At 42.2% G+C, this 20,577-nt stretch carries 14 protein-coding genes and 1 tRNA gene; all 15 read right to left on the reverse strand.

What is annotated here, in order from left to right; genetic code table 11:
• Positions 1-18 precede the first annotated feature (18 nt).
• The 15 genes from porU to IH879_02645 all read right to left on the reverse strand — a co-directional run bounded on the left by porU (position 19) and on the right by IH879_02645 (position 20,441).
• Complete coding sequence (porU, locus tag IH879_02575) at positions 19-4,170, reverse strand: type IX secretion system sortase PorU (protein MCH7673821.1); 4,152 nt, start codon at positions 4,168-4,170, stop codon at positions 19-21.
• 286 nt (positions 4,171-4,456) lie between these two features.
• Positions 4,457-5,248 (reverse strand): 1-acyl-sn-glycerol-3-phosphate acyltransferase, encoded by a 792-nt coding sequence (locus tag IH879_02580; GenBank protein MCH7673822.1) that lies wholly within the window; start codon positions 5,246-5,248, stop codon positions 4,457-4,459.
• Between the two features lie 156 nt (positions 5,249-5,404).
• Positions 5,405-6,502 (reverse strand): PP2C family protein-serine/threonine phosphatase, encoded by a 1,098-nt coding sequence (locus IH879_02585; GenBank protein MCH7673823.1) that lies wholly within the window; start codon positions 6,500-6,502, stop codon positions 5,405-5,407.
• Between the two features lie 19 nt (positions 6,503-6,521).
• Entirely contained in the window at positions 6,522-7,097 is a 576-nt protein-coding gene (locus IH879_02590; GenBank protein ID MCH7673824.1) for a molybdenum cofactor guanylyltransferase, read from the reverse strand.
• 175 nt (positions 7,098-7,272) lie between these two features.
• Positions 7,273-8,088, reverse strand: coding sequence for a 3'(2'),5'-bisphosphate nucleotidase CysQ (locus tag IH879_02595; protein MCH7673825.1), 816 nt, complete (start codon positions 8,086-8,088; stop codon positions 7,273-7,275).
• Positions 8,089-8,201: 113 nt separating this feature from the next.
• On the reverse strand, positions 8,202-9,323 hold the full coding sequence (locus IH879_02600; protein MCH7673826.1) for a hypothetical protein: 1,122 nt from the start codon (positions 9,321-9,323) through the stop codon (positions 8,202-8,204).
• Between the two features lie 258 nt (positions 9,324-9,581).
• Positions 9,582-9,632 (reverse strand): hypothetical protein, encoded by a 51-nt coding sequence (locus tag IH879_02605; GenBank protein ID MCH7673827.1) that lies wholly within the window; start codon positions 9,630-9,632, stop codon positions 9,582-9,584.
• A 99-nt stretch (positions 9,633-9,731) separates the two neighbouring features.
• On the reverse strand, positions 9,732-9,878 hold the full coding sequence (locus IH879_02610) for a hypothetical protein (protein MCH7673828.1): 147 nt from the start codon (positions 9,876-9,878) through the stop codon (positions 9,732-9,734).
• Between the two features lie 294 nt (positions 9,879-10,172).
• Positions 10,173-14,966 (reverse strand): response regulator, encoded by a 4,794-nt coding sequence (locus tag IH879_02615; protein MCH7673829.1) that lies wholly within the window; start codon positions 14,964-14,966, stop codon positions 10,173-10,175.
• 43 nt (positions 14,967-15,009) lie between these two features.
• Positions 15,010-15,393, reverse strand: coding sequence for a DUF948 domain-containing protein (locus IH879_02620; protein ID MCH7673830.1), 384 nt, complete (start codon positions 15,391-15,393; stop codon positions 15,010-15,012).
• Between the two features lie 259 nt (positions 15,394-15,652).
• The gene (locus tag IH879_02625) at positions 15,653-16,075 is read right to left on the reverse strand and encodes a YtxH domain-containing protein (GenBank protein MCH7673831.1); all 423 of its coding nucleotides are present in this window, start codon (positions 16,073-16,075) and stop codon (positions 15,653-15,655) included.
• Positions 16,076-16,112: 37 nt separating this feature from the next.
• Positions 16,113-18,119 carry an NAD-dependent DNA ligase LigA gene (gene ligA, locus IH879_02630; protein MCH7673832.1) on the reverse strand — a complete coding sequence of 669 codons (2,007 nt, stop codon included), beginning with the start codon at positions 18,117-18,119 and terminating at the stop codon, positions 16,113-16,115.
• A 180-nt stretch (positions 18,120-18,299) separates the two neighbouring features.
• Positions 18,300-19,742, reverse strand: a complete 1,443-nt coding sequence (locus IH879_02635; protein ID MCH7673833.1) for an RtcB family protein — start codon at positions 19,740-19,742, stop codon at positions 18,300-18,302.
• A 62-nt stretch (positions 19,743-19,804) separates the two neighbouring features.
• Positions 19,805-20,233 (reverse strand): archease, encoded by a 429-nt coding sequence (locus IH879_02640; protein MCH7673834.1) that lies wholly within the window; start codon positions 20,231-20,233, stop codon positions 19,805-19,807.
• A gap of 134 nt (positions 20,234-20,367) precedes the next feature.
• Positions 20,368-20,441, reverse strand: a tRNA-Pro gene (locus tag IH879_02645).
• Positions 20,442-20,577 lie beyond the last annotated feature (136 nt).

Raw genomic sequence — 20,577 nt, forward strand, 5'->3', positions numbered from 1 at the left:
TCCTCTTATTAAACATAATTAGCGAACAATCGCCAATCTGCCGATTATTTCTTTTTGACTTACGCCACTGGATGATTGAGTTCGTGCGATGAGTTTATAAAGATAAACACCATTTGCAGGAACATCTCCTGATTCATCGCGGCCGTCCCAATCTATCATGTTAAAACCACGGCTTACAAACGGATCTCTCAAAGTCCGAATAAGTTGGCCGGCTATAGTAAAAACCTTTATTTGTACCTCGGCATCCTGACTCGAGTTAAAAGTAAATGTGGTTTTATCAGTAAACGGGTTTGGATAATTCATGACTTCTCTAATGACCAATCCCTCTTCATGAACGACCAGAACCTCAATCGAAGCGTTGGATGAATTGTTCGAGTTGTCCCAGGCTTTTACTACCAAGCGATGCCGCTGCTCCCCGTCAAAGGAAGTACATCGTACGGTTGTACCCCCGATATCAACCTCTGCGGGAAATTGCAAAGGAAACTCCACTTTCCCACGAAGGTGCTCTCCTTCACCAAAGCGAAATAGGTCGGTCAAGTTAACGCTGCTGATTCCCTGAAACCGGTTAAACTGCGAAAGGCAGGTTTCTTCATCCGGGTCAATTGTTAACGTAATGCGATGGCCGATCTCTCCGGCAATATTAATACCACTTAAAGTATCGGCTAATTCTGCAACCAAAGTCACATTTTCTTCAATCACATCACCGGTAGTGAACGTTAGGTGCTCCTTAAAGTAAAGTTTAATTTCGGGACCTTTGTTGTCTACGATATTTGAGGTGGAACTGCTCACAATTATATTATCCCTGAAACCGGCGCCATCGGTTTCCGAATTCCAAAAATAAGCGCTGACTCGTGCACGCTGCCCGCCGTAGGAAATATCTTTCGGCACAATAAATTTGGCAGTAAACCTGCCGTCTTTGACCGGAACCGTGCCGCGATAAATTGAATTACCCGGCAGAAAATACGGACGGGCAAATCCGGCCTCAGGAATATACTGCACAAACTTCTCTGAGTCGAACGTGTTTACCAGGGCAGTGCCATCATAATTATTTAGAAATAGACCATTTTCATCTTGTATCTCACCTCGAATCTCAACCGTGCTTAAGGCCACAATCGAGTCCGGCATCATTGAGGTAATCACGGCTGTGTTCCGTGGTGCGCCTAAACGCAGAGTTGGATCGCCGTAGATGTGAAATTTTTCATCGTTTATAATAATGCCTGAACTCGTTCCGGTTAACATTCGTGCCGTAATGAAAGCGTCACCTAAGCGGGCGGTTTCGCCGGTTGAATTGAATAATTGCCGGTAAAATACCTGGTTAAAATTCGCGTTTGCTCCAGAAAAAACCAGACGAGCTGCGGTAAGAATGGCAATTGCACCCCGTTTCCGAGCTAAAAGAAGCTCTTCTGGCTGACTTTGCCTCTGCGGATCATCATACAGCGCCCAATCACAAGTTGCCGCAACGAAAAACACCGGTTTGTCAATGTTTTGAACCCGGTCATTATCAGCTTGATGAAAAACCACCTCATGAGCCCACTGGGTTGAATTCCCGTGTCCGATAAAATTGACGATCAGCGTGCCTTTATTGATCTGGTTGATTAAAGCATCCTGGGCAGCCGGCTTAGTCACCCCTGAATTCGAAGCGCTGATTACTTTCGGAAATTCGGAAAGATATATTTTTTTAATATCAAATGACTTCGGAATGACTAAATTTGCGATCGTCTCTGCCTGGTCAAGATGAATGTTATCGACTGCGCTTGGGCGGCCGCCGCCTATCAATTCGTCATCGCCGACCATGGTTATGGTATTTCGCCAGCTTCCCCGGGAAGGGTTCGTTTCATAATCAATAATTTTGTCAACCATGTTTGCGGCATCTGTTGAGGTTTGCGCAGTGATTCTTCCGATTGCCAAATCCATCACAGTATCATCTCCGGAGACATAGGTAAACCAGCTATCCGAGGTTCGAGTAACTAATTCGTCCAATACCGTCGAAGTCGTTAACTCATCGGTCTGAAAAGGTGGAATCCAGTTTTTATCGCCGCGGTTTATGATATTTTTGAAATCGTAATCGCCGTCTCCAAACAGCAGAACATATTGGGGTGGCTCAAAATCCGGCACCGACCGCCAATTTTCATAAACATATTTCAAGAAATCCCGAATCGCGGTGGGGTCAACAAGGCCGCCGGAAAAATTGTCATAAATATCCGAAATACGGACAACTTCGGTTACTAAACGATTACCCGGGTTACCATTTTCACGCAAGCTTTCGAGGCGAAGCGCCTCATTATAAAAATCATCGTGAGTAATAATAATGTATTCGGCAGAATGTCCCTGGACCCGCAAGTCCGTCATTTGGATGCGCTCAAGAGCCTGAACGGTGTTATATTTTGAAGTCGTAGCTGCAAGGTAGCGTTTAGGAGGAGAGGTTTGCTGAAAGTCGGTAAATGTCAAATTACCGCTCGAAATGTTTACCCCTATCACCTGCTTTAGATTCGAAAAATCTGTAATATCAAACAGTTCAGCAGCGTCATTCGAAAAGTTGCTGACCCGGTAGGTTTGCAAACCTGAAGCTGGGAGAACCGTGAAAGCCAATTGGTCATCCACAGCATTTAGTCTGGCCGGGTAAAACAATTCAAACCAATCCAGCAAAGCTTCTGCAAAATTTGAAGAATGTGAATAGGACATTTGCAAGGTATTTGTCCCCGGCGTCAAGATATTTGCTGCCTCGAACGGCGCTAACTCAGAGACTCGCATTTTTAAATAGCGAGTGAAAAACTCGCCCTGAAAAACTCTTTCACCCATAAAGTTTCCGTTCATGGAAACTTGCAATTTATGGCTCCCGGAACTTTTTGAGGCAAATCGTATTTTCAGCTCCATCGAGTCCGGGGTTATTGCGTTAGGCAATTCAAGATTAAAGGTCTTATTTGCGTTTTCATTTCCGAATTTGCGGCCAAACCAATTCAGTCCGGATCGAAGTGGATTCTCTAATTCCTCCTCAACAAATGCCATCCCCTGGTATTTTTGTATAACATTCCCTGTCGGCTGCCCGGACGTTATCTCCATCATCCGCTTCCCGGCCTGATCGCCATCCAGGCTGAGCCAATAAACATTGTCAAAACCGTAATGATTTATATAGTGTTTAAAATGATTTAAATTGGAGTTATATTGCCATCCTTCAACACCGACTCCGTAAAAAAGAATGTAGTCGTCCCGATCGAAACTCCCGTCGCCGCCATCTACTACTTTAATGGCATTTTCAAGCAAACCGTCCGGTTTAGGCGCATTCAAATCGCGAAGCAGCTCAGTACCCCCGTTATTTAAAAGACGGATTTTAGCGGGATCAATTTGATTTAAATTTATATTATGAGATTCAAGTAAGCGGCCGTCAATTTTGTACATTCCCTCATCCTGGATGGAGAATTTATACAAAGTGGTATTAAAGAACTGCGACCGCTTCTTAATTTGAACTTCCGGGGCTTTTCGCCAAAGTCGGGATTGTTCATAATTTAAAACAGCCTTTCTATAAAGTTGTTCACCCGAATTCATTAAAGAAAGCTGACCCGGTGCCGAACTTTGTCCCCCGATAAAGTTTATTTTCAAAACGATTCTGTTGTATTTTATAATCTCTTTCTTGTCCGGAAAATATCGAATTCCCGCCACCTGAATTCTGGCAATTTGCTGGTCCCGGAAAAATGCCGGTTCCTGAATTCTAACTAACTTGGATGGAAACGGACCGGGATTTGAATAAAGGGTTTCATTAGGGCTAAATTCAAATTCGGACCACCCATTAACCATTTTGATCTCTGGGTGCGGAAGGAGTTTTATGCCAGAATGAATTTCCGTATCTGAGTCTAAAATTTGATATTCAATCTGGCCGCCAATCGGAATTCCCAAAACCGCCACATGATATGGAATCTGCGGCAAGCCTGGTGTTTCGAGGTAACTTGCATCCAGGAAAGATACGCGAGCTAATTCCTCACCATTGATTCGTTCTATCTTTATTGAAAAGTTTTGAGGTGTAAAAGTAATCGTTAGACTTCGGGCATCGGTACTAAGGATCTGAACATTGGGGGCACTTTCTTTAATACTTGCCAAGGCTTTTAAGTGAAAACTAACGGCAATAAAAAGAACAGCCAAACTGAGGAAAATTCGTGCAATTAAAAATTTAAACATCAACATTTTTATTTTTAGCCAGAAATATTAAACCAAAACCAATTGCGATGACAAGACTGTACATAATAATTAGAAATAACCTCGAAGTTTGAACAAAAAATAATTCATATCCCAAACCCAGGGTGCTGAGACTTGCAAAAACTAAACCTCGAAGCGTATAGCGGTCCACACGAGAACCCTTTTAGATAACAACGACTAAATTGAATTTCTTCCCGTCGGAGAAAATTGCTTCACTAATATAAAGTAATAGTTGGAAAATGTAAATAAAAAATTGGAAAAACGAAGTTTACAACAAAGGTTTTAATAAACCCAAGAGGCTTTTTTTTGCTTTACTTAAAAGTGTCGGACTGGGTGCCGTTCTTGGAGCCTTCATCGTTTGAATTTTTGAGTGCATTCTCCGAATGTTTTCCATGACTTGAGTCATGATGGACTGTGCGACGTCCCGGTTTTTTTCTCGTCCATAAAACTCAGATAAATCCAGAGGTTCGCCATAATAGACATAAATTCGTTTGAAAATTCTAGGGAAAATAGAGCCGATTGGCAGGAGTTTGTCCATACCATCTATACACACAGGAATCACAGTCGGGTTGGTCTCCAGAATGAGTAAGCCGGCGCCAGCGCGTGGTTTACCTATTGATCCGTCCCGTGAACGGGTGCCCTCGGGAAACAGAGTCATTGGGGATTTTCTCAACGCTTGTGCCATCTTATAAATAGCGCCCATATCCTTGCGGCCTTTTTTTATAGGAATACATTTCCAGTTATCTGCCACCCATGCCAAAAATGGTGTTCGATAAAAATTTTCCTCTGCAGCTGGATTTGAGGGGATTAACCGGGGGCGAAACAATGAGCTTGGAAAGAATCCGCACATACCGACCAAAAAACTGTCGATCATCGTTTGATGATTAGAGAGAAGCAGGGTGTTGATTTTCTGGGGAACGTTTTTTTTCCCGATGACAGTGGTCCTGTTTAGAAAATGAAAAAAAATGTAACCAATCGTGACCGATAGATTTGTTATTAAATAATGGGTGACCGGAAACGTTAGCCGAAACAGCCAACCACGCTTTCGAGAACAATGCATTTCTCAAAAAAAATATTTATAAATCAATTGAATGGTAGATTGAGCCAACCGTAAAAATAATTTATAAATTTATTCTCAAAAGTAAAGAAAAATGGTGTAATTTTTTGCGAATTTTTTGCAACAAATTGCTTAATAACAAACCTGAGTTTGGCGTTTTCAAGTTTTAATAACTACGAATGTAGCATCGTCATCCAACAACGCTTTTTTGACAAAAAGATTTAAATTAGCTACTAATTTATCTTTAAACTCATCGGCGCTCAAATGCGCCTCCTCTGCGACGATTTTTGTCAGCCGCTCTTCGCCGAACTGCGTCTTCAAACCATTTCTCGCCTCTGTGATGCCATCTGTGTAAAATAGAAAGAGATCGCCTGCAGAGATATCAATCGTTTTCTGAATTAACTCTTTATCAAAATTTGAATTCTTATTCAAACCTATTCCAATTCCTGGGGGTTTTAACCACACGGTTTTCTTTGTTTCAGACTTAAAATAAATCGCTGGATTGTGACCGGCCCTTGCCAAATAAAGCTTCTTTTCCTTTGTATCAAAAATTGCACTAGTGGCTGTAATAAAATAATTCTTTTTCAATCTTTGCGCCATGACGTCATTCATTCTAACCAGCATTTCTTTTGGTGAAACCTGGCTTTGGGCAAGCAGCTCAAATAAACCCTGGAGCCGGACCGCATACAAAGCTGCCGGCATTCCTTTTCCGGAAACATCTCCAACGATTAACGCAATTCGGTGTGCATTTAACTGAATCACGTCGTAATAATCCCCGCCCACTTCTCCGGCTGGTTGATAAAATGTGGCTATCTCAAGTCCTTTTACTTCAGGATTTTTTTCCGGTTGCAACCCAAGTTGAATATTACGAGCAATCTCAAGCTCATCCTTTGACACCATTTTATCAGCGAGCTCGAAAGCCAGAAGTAGATTCAAAATTAAGAAAGCGATCACGCCGTAAAACCAATTAGATATGAATACGGCAATAATAAAAAGAATAAAAGCCAGGCCGTAAAAAAGACGTCGAGCAGGCGTTAGTTTTAGAACAAAACTTAAAAAAATTTCTTTGACAACAAGTAACTGCCTTTTAGGAAAATTATCTTCGGCAGAACCTTTGGAGACTGCTTTTTTGTAGTATGACAAAACTTCTAATGATTCACGCTTCAGGAGTCGTTCAATCTCACTTCTGCTTAACCCAGAAGTATAAAGCTGATAAAATTCTTTAAGGGCGTGAAACTTGTTCTTCTTTTGATTCATGAACTTAATAAATGAAGGTTTAGTTTGGTTCTTCTGAAAAGCGTGAAAAATCTTTTAAATCTTCTAAGTCCTGTTTGGTGTTCATATTAAAAAGTAAGTTGGAATTCTCCATCTCAATAAACTCAGATGGAATAGTTTCAAGCAGGCTGTGCAAACTGTAATCTTTGATTTTCATTTGGTTAACAATTGCAGAAATACAATTTTTAGAATAAAGCGTACATAAAGGCTCTAAACCCTTTTTTGTACGCACCCCAAAAACATCCTGACCTGAGTAGGAATCCAAAACCAATTGAATAACCTCTGTGGAAATCAAAGGCAAGTCGCAGGCAAGAAAAAAGTTGAGATCAAAGGCGGAATCGACAAGGCCCGCGTGAACACCCCCTATCGGCCCCAAACCGGGGTAAATATCGGAAATCATTTTCAGTTTAAGAAAGCGAAATGTTTGAAACGAAGAAGTGACAATTTTAATATTTTCTTTTTTGGCGGGGACTGCTGAAACGACTTTTTCAATAATGGTCTGCCCTTTAACCTCAACCAAAGCCTTGTTCCGACCGAGGCGACGACTTTGTCCTCCGGCAAGAATATAAAAATTCATAAGAGCTATAATTTGAATCAAAGAAAAATGGTAAATTCAATCGATAAATGAACTTAAATTACAGTTTTTATTTAGTCTTGTCAAGGAATAATTAATTAAGTACGTGGCGGGTAAGATGGCTTAATAAAAACGTAGAAAATTCTATGAAATCGAGGAGCAAAACACCTTAGTAAATTTAATCCATTTGATCCAAAAAAGGTGCGATTTTCTCAATGATATCGGAATGAGCCTGTCCATTGCTGGCGGCAAATCCTTTGTCATTGTAAACATTCTTCTTATTATATCTTAAAGGTTCACCCCAGCAGTCGGTGATTTTTCCTCCAGCCTCTTCTAAAATTATTTGAGGAGCACAGGTATCCCACTCTTTGGTTTTCGAATTCGGATGGATATATAATTCCGCTTTTTGTTCTACCACCAGGCCGACCTTCAGGCCGACGCTGCCCGAAGAGATATCTTTCTCGATTCCCAGCGAATCCATGATCGCATCGACTAATGGCGACCTGTGAGAGCGGCTAACAACCAAACGCATTTGACTGGTATCCGAAAAATCGGACACCTTCAATGGGCTTTTTTCACCATTGCGAAGCACAAAAGCGCCCTGACCTTTTACCCCCGAAAACAGGGTGTCGGTGGTCGGCTGATAAACCACACCTAAAACCGGTTTGCCATTTTCAACTAATCCAATCATGGCCGCGAATTGCCCGACTTTGTCGATAAATTCCCTGGTGCCATCCATCGGGTCAACTGACCAGACTCGATTTTTTTCTAATCTCTTGAAATCATCCTTCGATTCTTCTGATAAAATTCCATCGTCGGGGTAAAGTTCTCTTAAACGCCCGGTAATAAAATCATTGGAGGCTATATCTGCCTGGGTGACCGGTCCATCCCCTTTTTTGAATTCTATTTCGTAGTCCTGGTGATAATATTCAAGGAGTATTCTCCCGGCCTCTTTAACAATGCCGGCGGCGTTTTTAAGTTCGTTTGATAACATGTAAAAAAATACCAAGGATTTTCGTTAAAATCAACTCAAGTCTCCAAAAACAAAAAAGCCTGCCTCAAAATTCAGAGACAGGCCGTAAATTATTTAAAGTCCTTCAGAAACTATTATCGACTGGCGATTCGTCCGGTATTGTCCCGTTCTAAATCGAGACGAATAATTTCAGAATTATTGTTTGAAAGCAGAGTAAATACCATACTTGAGCCATTTTTTGAAAATCGCGGTTCTCCCAAATCGCCTCTTACCGAATAAATTAAATCCGTTTCTTTAGTTATTATATTTAGCCGCCAGATCTGAGTTGTGTCCCTATCTTCTAATCTCCTGAAATACAACTCAATCCCATTTGGCGCCATGACCATTTTGGGAAATGGGTGAATTCGAGAATCTTTGTAAAGCAACTCAATTCCTTCTTTAATATCCACTTTGACAATCGAAAAAGAGCCACCGCTTTGAGGTAATTTTTTATCGAAAGAGCTCTGGAAACCGAGTGTGACAAATGAGTTTTCGTCTAACCAGGTAATTGTTGGTAACCAGTTTAAATGAGCATAAGGCTTCCAGGCTTCTGTTTTGAAAACTGTTTTGGGGGATCCATTATTTTTAAAATATTGAAAAGAAATGAAACCGTTATTTTCACTAAACCGCCGTTTAACCAAAATTTTATTTGAGCCCTGAGTCGATTTAGAAAAATATTGATCGGAAACATCTAAACCTGTTTCCAATCCCAACAATTTGTATCCTTCCGAAATGGACCGGCCATTCGCGGCTGCAACCTGTTGCTTTTCTCCTGTCTGCAAGTCTAGTTCGAAAACTTGCCAATCTTTGATTTCAGTATTTGTTTCGCAATCCAGGAATTTTTCAACTTGACGGTCACCCGCAGATCGCAACAGAAACACCTTTCGAGCATTTCCAGAGACTTGATAATATATAATGCCGGAGGAGGTCAGCGAAATCCGTGACTGCCCCTCCATGTTAGACTTTTCGAGTTTATAGTTCCATGGTTGAGGTGTAAATGGGTCCCCAGTAAAAACTAAATATAAAATATTGCTGTCGTCGTTAACAAACCTGGGATTAATTTCAAACCGATCTTTGGATTGAGTGATATTTTTATGATAAAAATCAGATGTGGGTTTTTCAGCGGGATGAGCTATTTGGGTGCTCATCAAAATCATGCCGGCGAGCATCAAAATGGCTCCGACAAGAAGAATATGTTTGGCTACTGTTTTTAACATTTATTGCACTCCTATGATAATTAAGACAGTCCGTTTTCCGTTTTTCTCTCAATTCTCGCAATAAACCAAACTTTTTGTGATGTTTATCATAGGATGCAATTTCAATGCCAGGTTTTATACGTGTACTGGTGGAGCTAATTCAAAGGTTAAAAAAAATAATTTGTGCCAGACTTCTTAGCCGTTTTAAGACTGATTATCTCAAAATTCCGGGAAACCCGTGTATAGTTTACATACTCCCCTTTTGATTAACTTTCCAATTTAATATTGATTAAGTTTATTTTGAAGCGTTTTTAAACTGATCCCTAAAATCTTTGCATCTCGAGTTTATTTTTATTTACGAACTCCAAATTCCTGAATATTAATTCCTTTTTTGCGTGATCCAAATTCATCCCCAGCGGAATGTGAATTTCAATTTTCTCCGTCACGATTTAAAATTCTCTTTGGAAAATTTTTGACCTCAATTGTATCGCACTGCCAAAGCACCACCGCGCGTTCGATGGTATTCTTTAACTCGCGCACCGTGACCGCCCAGCCATAGCCATTGAGTAACTCCATTTCCAGTTAGCAAAAGGCAGTAGTTCAACATTTGTTTATCGTACTTCGGATGCGAAAACTATGCCATTTTCAAAACTCAATAATTCGAATCAGACATTCTTTACGATGCTTACGCAAATTGTTCCTAAATGAAACAGGGGGGTTTAATATGGTACACATTCAAAGGGGTTTTGGAGAAGTCGTGATACATAGCCGAAGTGACTCCTCCTGGGTGCCACACTTCGGGTTTGGCCTTAGCGGTTCAACACTTTGGGTTCAAAACAGAACTCCGGGCGAGTTCTGCTGCCTTTTCACTTAGTTGGATTTGCTTACTTGCAGCCACTTTTCAATCATTTTTAAAATGTCTTCAGTGACAAAAGGCTTCGCAATATAATCATCGCAGCCGGCCATAATAGTTTTTTTACGATCCCCCTTCATTGCTTTAGCCGTCATTGCAACAATCGGAACGTTCTTAAAGGCATCTTTTGTTTTTAAAGTCCGGGTAGCTTCGTAACCGTTCATTCCCGGCATCATAATATCCATCAAAATTAAATCGGGCTTAACAGACTCGGCTTGTTTAACGGCTTCCCATCCCTCATTTGCAAAATATAATGAATACCCGGCATCTTCAAGGATGTACTTTAAGACATATTGGGTGTCTTTATCATCATCAACTAGCAAAATTTTTATTCCTGAATCCGAAGCTGAACCATCCTTTTGAATCAAAAAATTTCTACTTAGGCCCTGTCGCTTTGCATTTAAATATCGACCCAGATCAGAAATAACACTCTTTTTTGTACGTGCACCCACAGTTGCCAAAAATGCAAAGAGTTTTTGTGAATCGAAAGGTTTCACCAGATATTCATCCGCTCCCATTTCAAAGGCGCGTTCTTGCTCTGACAATATTGAAGTGATAATCACCGGAATTTTTCTTGTTTCCGGTTCATTTTTTAAAATTTTAAGAATTTCCCATCCATCCTGATCCGGCATAATAATATCCAAGGTGATTGCGAATGGTTTAAAATGTTTTGCAACGTGAATAACATCTTCTCCGTTATTAGGGAATATGACTTGATAATTTTTTTTATGCAAATACTGCCGCATAATGTAAATGGCTTCTTTTTCATCATCGATAACAAGAATCGATTTTCTCTCGTCATCTAAATGATCGCGATCATCAGTGAAATCAGTTTCAATATCTTCCCTTTCTTTTTTTCCAACTTTTTCATCAAGATCGATGGCCTTTTTATGATTTAGGTCATCACTTGTTTGAATCGGAATCAAAATTGTGAAAGTAGAGCCTTTACCCAAGCTGCTCTGCACCGAAATCGAGCCGCCGATAACGTCGAGAACTTTTCGTGCAATTGCCAACCCCAATCCAGTCCCTGCGTACGCGCGGCTGTCTGAGCTGTCTATCTGATGGAATTCTTTAAAAATTTCATCAATTCGATCTTTCGGAATCCCAACACCCGTATCCGAAACTTCTATCTTCAAACTCGAATTCTCTTCGACGCTAACGTGAACCTCGATTTTTCCTTTGCGGGTAAATTTGACAGCATTGCTTAACAGATTCGACAAAGCCTTGGTCAATTTATCCGGATCTAAATAGATAGTTTCGGGCACAGTTTCTGTCGTTTCAAGTTCAAGCTTTAAACCCTTTTGTATACACAAAGGCCGAATATGTTCAATCGTTTCTTCAATGACGGCGCGAACCGGAATGTTTGAATAAATCGGGTCGACTTTCTTAGATTCGACTTTCGAGAGATCAAGAATATCGTTAATTAAGTTTAGTAAATTTTTACCGCTTCTTTGTATAATTTGAAGCTGCTTGTTTTGATCCACATTTAAGTCTCCTGACATGCCGCGAATGAGTATATCAGATAGGGAGATAATTGCGTTAAGGGGCGTTCTCAGTTCGTGCGAAACGCTGGCTAAAAATTCTGACTTTAACTGGCTCGCTTCCTCCAACTCTTTCGCTTTCTCTCCTGCTTCCTTGAAGAGCCTTGCATTCTCGACTGCCAAGGCGGCACGTTCGGCCAGCTCCCCGGCTAATTTGAGATCCTCATTTTTGTATCGACGGTTCGTCTCGTAAAGCAAATAAATAAGCACACCGATAATACGGGAACGCACTCTGAGCGGGACAATCATAAGGGATATAATGGGATTGTATTGCTCGAGATAAGCAAATTGAGTTTGTTTGAAATTCTTCAGATCGGACGAAAAGGGGTTCGAGGCCCGGAATGGCTCACCAGTAGAAGCAACAGATCCAATTAATCCTTCACCAACTTTGCAAGGAAACTCTTCAACTCCTTTCATGAACCGATCGACCAATTGAGGATTTGCATGGTAAGAAGCCTCGGGTTTCAGATATTCGCCTTCTTCATCAACAAGAAGCAAACTACTGAACTCACCGATTTCTTTTCCACCTTTCTGAACGATCGCTTCAAATACTTCATCTACTTGAAGGCTGGAGTGAAACAGTTGACTTATTTCAGCTAAAAACTTGGTCTGTCTTTCATTCTCCTTTTGAGCTTTAAAGAGTCTGGCATTTTCTATTGCCAGGGCTGCTTTGTCGGCAAATATTTCCAGATCGCGGATTTTTTCTATTCCAGGACGTTTTCTATCTGCCGGATCATCGACGCTGATGATTCCTAGAATACTATCTTTGGTTCGAATCGGCACCAAGAGGGCGTCGAGGGAGTGCCACTCACCTTCCTTTGCTTCTCCTAAATCCGAGTAAATAGAAAACCGGGTATTTTTGTTCGTGATTTGAGCATCGTGTCCCACCAAATATGAGTTGCTAATTCGAAAAGATTCTTTAAAATATTTTTCGGTGTGTTCGAATGGAATCTCGCGCCAGCTCATCACTTCTTCGACTTGGCTGGGCTCAAGACCCGCGACTGCTACCGGAGTTGAAACCCGTTTTTCATGATCGCGAAGAGAGACAACAACTTTTTTCCACCCTAATGCCTGAACCGCTTCACATATTTTATTTAAAATAACATCGACATCAATATTGAGCAGGATTTCTTCCCCTATTTCGAGTAATTTTGCCAACTGATCGACTTTCGTCTGCAGTTCCGCAGTTCTGGCCTCTACTTTATCCCCTAAATTCTTTGCTTGCTCCTGAAGTTCGTTTTGCAGTTTTTTATACTCCGTAACATCCCGTCCCACCGCCATAGCACCCACCCGGCGTCCGCCACGATCAAACAGGGGCCTTGAATGCCAGCTGCAAAGAATTGCTTCGTCGGATTTAGTCTTTATTACGGCTTCAAAATCTTTAATTTCGATTTTGATTGCAGTGCCGTAGTCTTTTTCCAGGCGTTTGAGATCATCAAAAAATATTGGCAGTTTTTGCTTGCTCAGATCGTCGGCCTCGCAATTTAGTCTTTTCCTCCCATAGTCATTTAAAAATGTACACTCTCCGTCGCCATCCACAACGATCAAGATATCAGACATACCGGATATCAAGGTTTCGTAGTAGGTTTTCGATGTTTGCAGTTCATTTGTCTTTTCAGTCAATTCTTCTGTATATCTTTGCAAACTCCTCTCAAGCGTCTTCCGCCGAGTCACATCTCTTTCAATCCACAAGTATCTTGCAATGCGCTCTTTATTCTCGTGGATCGGAACAACGGACACTTCCGCAAGAAAGCTGCTGTTATCCTTTTTCTTTGTATAAAACTCTCCCTGCCAAACCTGGTCTTCCTTCACCGTATCCCAAATCGCCTGATGCGTCAACTTGCTGCGATTATCGGTTACAAACACTGAGGTATTACAGCCGACAAGCTCGGATTTTTGGTAACCGGTCATTTTTTCAAAAGCTTGATTCACGTAACTAATCCGTGTATCCAAATTTATGATAAGCAGTCCCTCGGTCGAGTGTTCAATACATTGTTGGAAAATTTCAACATCTTTTGCTTTTTCCTGAATAAGCCGTTCAAATTTCTTTTCAACCTCTTTCCTCTCAGTCAGGTCCGAAATTATACACTGAGAACCGATTATATCACCGAGTGAATTGATCAGGTATGATTCACTAATTAGCACGGGTCGTTTTTCGCCATCCTTAATGATTGCTTCAGATTCGAAACGTTCTTCAGATTCATGATTTTTGTGATCGAAAAAAGAAGAATAATGCAATCCTTTAATATCGCTTGTTGAATAGTTCAGCATCTCAGCAAAGAGTTGGTTGCAAAAAGTAAGATTCTTCTCTCGATCAAAAAAAGCAACACCATCGGGTATTTTCTCGCTTAATTGATGAAAAGAAAGGTTGCTATCAGTTTCGAGGCCCAGTTCAAATCCCGCGTTCAAAATCAGCGATCGGCTTTGGACATGCAGAAATCCAAATAAGAAGGAGGAAAATGACAGTACTTTCAGCACATGACCCAAATCAAAGAAACCTTGAACGTGTGTATTCCAGAAAACAAAATAAATGCTGGTAAACGCGGCAGATATCGAAGCAAGCAGAAACCAAAAATAAATGGGCTGATTTTCTTTAACATACCGTCGAATCAACATGACAGCCCCGGCAAAAAACAGCGAAGCCGTTCCAATCTCTATGCTCTTTGTCAATAAAGTTAATTCACCGTTCCGCAAAAATATAGGCGAGAAATTACTGAACAAATAACCGCAACCTCCAAATAAAAGCAAAAAGGAACCTACGTAAAAAATAAATTTTCTTTTAAACGCAGAATCGTTTAGCAGCCTGGCCCAGAAAAAGATTGTAAATAGAAAATGCAGTGAGAATACGGATCGAGCGGCAAGATCAAATCCTAAACTAAGATTTGCTGAAGTTGGCAGCCAGGGCACTTCGTAAAATCCGGGTGTTGTGGCAAGTTGCAGAATTTGAAAAATAACAAAGGAGAAAAGCCCCATCAAGAAAACGAGAAAACTGTTTGTGCGGTTAATCCTGTATTGACGAAGAAAAACAAAAAACAGGCCTATGCCAAGGAACGTAACAAAGTACTCTAAGAGGACGTGTCTTTCAAATGAAGGTTTAATTTTGGCGAAGGTCTGAGGTAGAAACGCAATAGCTGCTGTCAGTAGAAGTACAGTCAATCCAAGAATGACTGTACCTGAGAATGGCGTTAAAAAAACTTTACGGGATTGCATATTTTGCTACCTAAATAAATATCCTTATTTAATAAGCCTGAAATCAGCGCTTGGCATAGTTATTCCAAAACACCCTTCCTCCCTTTACCAGCGCCGAAAGCACAGACGTTACATCCAAAAGAGGTCGCTCAATTCGCTCTTGAATCAATTCTTCGAATTCCTTGAGATTGACGGCTGTATCCCGCACCGCAGTGATGCTGTCACCGACTTTGCCCATCTCCCCTTCCGCAGCTTTGACGATAGAGCGCACGTCACCTAAAATGTGAGTCAAATCATGTGAGACAGGTACAATGTGAAGGCGAACCATCTCAATGAGTTTTTGAATTTCTCCAAATACTTTTATGGCTTTAAATAATACAATTACCATAAAAAGCGTGTTGATAGTAATCAAAGCTGCAATAATTGCAACGCTTACAGATATATCCATAGTTCTTCACCGGCAATTCAATTACTTATTTCACTAACATTTCTCACTTCACAACCGTTCTAATCAACAGGATTTAGCCACGGATGAACACTGATGAAACACGGATTTCAAGTAGAGCAACTGCACGATAAGTCGTCAAACTCGACGAATGCTATCCGTGTCCAATCCGTGTGAATCAGTGGCTCAATTTTGTTTTTAAAGAAATTAAGACTCATTTCTAAAGTGAGAAATGTCAGTTATTTGACTTAAACTTAAAATATTAAGATTTTGTTTTCCTGCTCGTAGCTCTACTTTTGGTAGCCTTTTTGGTCTTTTCTTTTTTATAGGCACCCACCCCCGCATCGATTGCGTCGCTAAGCCGCCGCTTTTCATTTTTGACCGTCGTTTTACCTTTCTCGACTCCGTCTGCGGCTTTCATTTTCACGTCCCCTAAAGCAGATTCGGCTTCCTTGCGCAATTCTTCCAATTGCTTTTTTGTTTCCTCGAAGAGTGTCTCTGCTTTTTGTTGGGCCGATTTGAGGGTAACCTGGGCATCATCTGTTAGATCCGCGGATATTTTACGAATATCTTCCCGTACTTCTTTTCCTGATTTTGGCGCATATAAAAGCGCGATTACGGCACCAGCAATTCCCCCAAATAAAAACCCCTTAAAAAACTCCGAACCACTGTTATTGTCAGACATGATTCCCTCCTGAAATTCATTTCATATTATCCAAAAATCAATCAACCATTTTTTTAAATTCTGCCTCAGTTAAAACAGCCACATCGAGATCGCGGGCTTTCTGAGCTTTGGAGCCTGCATTCTCGCCTACCACAACAAAGGATGTGTTACGGCTTACAGATGAAGCCGCACGTCCGCCCAACCTTTCAACCAATCGTTCGGCATCATCACGTGTAAACATTTGTAAGGCCCCGGTAAAAACAAAAGTCCGGTCGGAAAATTTATTCTCTGCTGCCGATTCAACTTTTTTGATTCGAACGCCACTTTTTAGAAGCCGGTTGATGGTTTCAAGATTATGCTCTTCGTTGAAAAATTGATAGACACTTTCTGCAACCTGAGGGCCAATTTCATAAACACTCTGCAAACGTTCTTTCGATGCTTTCTTTAAATTCTCAAATGTCTTGAACTCTTTAGCCAGCACCCTCGACACATGCTCGCCAACAAATCGGATTCCAAATGCGTAAAGAAGCCGGCTTAAATCAGTATTTTTGCTGGCCTCCAGAGCATCGATTATATTTTGAGCGGATTTTTCGGCCATTCTTTCCAGACCTGCCAACTGCGCTTTTGTTAAAGAATAAAAATCGGCGACATTTTTGACCAAACCTTTCTCCACAAGTTGGTCGACGAGCTTTTCACCGAGCCCTTCAATATCCATGGCCCCTTTTGAGGCAAAATGCCGAACTCCCTCTTTCAATTGCGCCGGACAGGATAGGTTCTGACAGCGGTGCACTGCCTCGCCATCGATTCGTCGAACGTGGGAACCGCAAATGGGGCATTTTTTAGGAATTTTGAATTTTTTCTCCGCGCCGGTTCTTTTTGAAACAATTACTTTAACCACTTCCGGGATGACGTCGCCGGCGCGCTGCACGACTACCCAATCACCGATGCGCACATCTTTCCGGTCAATTTCATCCTGATTGTGAAGTGTCGCACGGCGAACTTCGACCCCGGCAATTTTCACCGGTTTTAAATGTGCAACCGGGGTCAACGCCCCGGTCCGGCCAACTTGGGGAACAATGTCTAAAATTTGAGTCGTTTCCTGCTTCGCTTCAAATTTTAAAGAGGTCGCCCAACGTGGACTGCGGGTTCGCATGCCCGCTTGAGCTTGCATAGCCATGTTGTTTACTTTTATGACCGCGCCGTCGATTTCATAATCGAGATCGTCGCGCAGCACAGCAATTTTTTCACAACTTTTGATAACCTCTTCGATATTCTTGCAAACCGTAATATGAGGATTCACCCGAAATCCCCAGGTTTTAAATGTTTCGAGGGCTTCAGAATGGCTGGAGAATTCGCAGCCAACCGCCTGTCCAAAGCTGTGAATAAAAATATTCAGCGGCCGGGCTGCCGTTATTTTTGAATCGAGCTGCCGAAGCGTCCCGGCAGCGGTATTTCTGGGGTTCGCGTAGGTAGGCTCGCCTTTTGCCTCACGTTCTTTGTTCATTTTCATAAAACCGGAGTTTGGGTAGTAAACCTCACCGCGCACATCCAGTCTTTCGGGCACCGAGGAATTGTTTTGCAGGAGGCGCATGGGAATTGATTTGATGGTTTTGAGATTTAATGTCACATTTTCGCCAACGAAACCATCCCCGCGAGTAGACCCCAAAGTAAAAAGCCCCCCTTCGTAAACCAATTCTACAGCCACGCCATCGATTTTGGGTTCCACGGTATATTCAATATCCTCCGTTCTGTTCAAAAGCCGCTTCATTCTATCATCAAACTCCCGAAGCTCATCGTTTCCAAAGGCGTTGTCTAAACTCAGCATCGGCACCGCGTGCGTGACGCTTACAAAACCCTCCAACGGCGGCGCGCCAACTCTTTGGGTTGGTGAATCCGGAGTAACCAGTTCAGGGGACTGTTCTTCCAAATCCTGCAGCTCTCTATAAAGGCGGTCGTATTTGGAATCGGATATTTCCGGATCATCGAGGACGTAATATCGATAGCTGTGGTGGTTTAATTGATAACTAAGTTCAGAAATTCTTTTTTTTGCGGTTTCAATATCCATGTTACGCTAAAATCTAAATCAGACCTAAAATATGCGTTTGGCAATTAGCTGTTGGCCTTTAGTTTTTATTTTTTTGAATTTACGTAGTAAATATCATTTCACCTGTCAGGTGATTTACAATAACCATTTCAACTAATTATTAGCCAATCGCCAAAAGCCAATCGCCCAATTTGAATCAGATTACCCTTTAATACACCCAAGCGGCCGCAACTGTGCCACCTTTTTAGAAATTCCAGCCATCTGGCAGGCGTCCACCACATTCGCGACGTCTTTGTAAGCCTCAGGAATTTCCTCATCGAGGGTTCGGCGGCTCGAGGCTTTGACGTAAATTCCCCGGTCCTCCAACTCTCTTGCGATTGCTCTACCCCGGGCGATTTTTTTTGCTTTGTGACGACTCATTGCCCGCCCGGCACCGTGGCAAGTTGAACCAAACGTATTTTCCATCGCACCTTCGGCCCCGACTAAAACATAAGAATAGCGTCCCATGTCACCGGGAATGAGAACCGGTTGACCAATCGATTTATAGGCTGCAGGAATCTCCGGGGAGCCGGGTGCAAACGCCCGGGTCGCGCCTTTTCTATGCACGCAAAGTTTCATTTCTTTGCCGTTGACTTTATGTGTTTCCATCTTAGCAATATTGTGTGCCACTTCGTAGACAGTCCGCAAGCCAATATCTCCCGGGCTCATCTGCAAAGCCTCCTCAAAAGCATCCCGGGTCCAGGCAGCAATGATTTGACGATTCGCAAATGCATAATTAATAGCGCAGCACATGGCTTGTAAATATTCCTGACCTTCAGGCGAATTAATTGGGGCGCAGCAAAGTTGGCGGTCGGGCAGCTCGATGCCGTACTTTTGCACAGCCCGGTTCATGACCTCGAGGTAATCCGTGCAGACTTGATGACCAAAGCCGCGTGATCCGCAGTGAATAATCACCGTTACCTGATCGAGTTCAAGACCCAGAACGCTGGCAGCCTCACCATCGTAAATCTCAGCCACATAGCCGACTTCCAAAAAATGGTTCCCGGAGCCGAGGGTTCCCAATTGTGAGCGGCCGCGCTCGTAAGCCCTTGGACTGATGACCGCAGGATTCGCGCCGTCAATACAGCCGTTTTCTTCAATATATTCCAAATCCTGTTCGCTGCCGAAGCCTTTTTTTACGGCCCAGGTTGCTCCTTTCCGCATGACTTTTTTTTCTTCTTCTATGGAAACCCGAAGCTCACCTTTAGCACCCACGCCGGTCGGAACATGATGAAAGAGCGAATTCACCAAATCTTTTATTTTAGGTTGAAGATCCTGACGGGTAAGTTTTGAAGCCAGCAAGCGAACACCGCAGTTGATGTCGTAACCGACTCCGCCCGGAGAAATGACGCCGGTTTCGACGTCAAACGCAGCCACGCCGCCGATGGGAAAACCGTACCCCCAATGGATGTCAGGCATGGTCAGAGAATAGTTTACAATCCCCGGCAAATGTGCGACGTTTGCCGCTTGTTCCAACGCATTATCATTTCGAATCGCCTCAATCATATTTTCGGTGGCATAAATGCGCGCCGGCACCTGCATTTTTCCTTCTTTGGGAATCTCCCAAAGGAAGTCGGTAATTTTTTTGAGCTTGAGGTTTTGCATTTGTCTGTTTTTTTAGGCTATCAGCCACAGGCTAACTGCTGAAAGCTGATGGCTGAATGCTATTATAAATCAAAAATCACTTGCGCTTCCCAACCCCGGTCACTTTCTTTTACATACAGTTTATGGTAGGTGACCGCTTTGACCTCGGTATAAATTTCATGCCGGTCAAGGTCCAATTTTTCTCCCTCAACTGTTGCCGTTAAATACTCATCATCTATTTCTGTAATATGAAAGGATGCAAACAGCTCTTTTCGGGTCAGAAACAGGTAATTCAGCTCGGAAAGCCAATTGACCAGTAGCGCTTCTCGATCGGTCGCTTGCACTTCGACCCTGAATTCTGAGTTGGGTTTGACTTTCTCAAGATTTGCAATGTTATCAAAAAGTCCAAACGCGGCATTTTCAAACAACTCGGCCAGAGTTAGACCAAAGACTTTAATACCCAGATCCGCAGTATGGTCGATGTGTTGATATTTCTGTAACGGATTTTTCACCCGAGAAATGTAAAAAACAAATTTTTAAAAAACAACAGAAGAGGCTAATTAGGGTGTTAATATTCTGTATCATTTGGGGGGGCTTAAAATAGAAAACCCCCGGAGGCTTTGAATCCTCCGAGGGTTGGATTGGGTCGGGGCGACTGGATTTGAACCAGCGACCCTCTGCTCCCAAAGCAGATGCGCTACCGGGCTGCGCTACGCCCCGAATTCCGGGAAATCAAAATTCGAACATCTAAATCAGAAAAAAAAATTAAAATTTAAACTCAGATTTTTCCAGCAAGTTCCTTAATTTTAAAAATGCTTTGGCACGATGGCTAATTTTGTTTTTTAAATTCAAGTCC

This window comes from candidate division KSB1 bacterium, assembly GCA_022562085.1.
Classification (GTDB): Bacteria; Zhuqueibacterota; Zhuqueibacteria; order Oceanimicrobiales; family Oceanimicrobiaceae; genus Oceanimicrobium.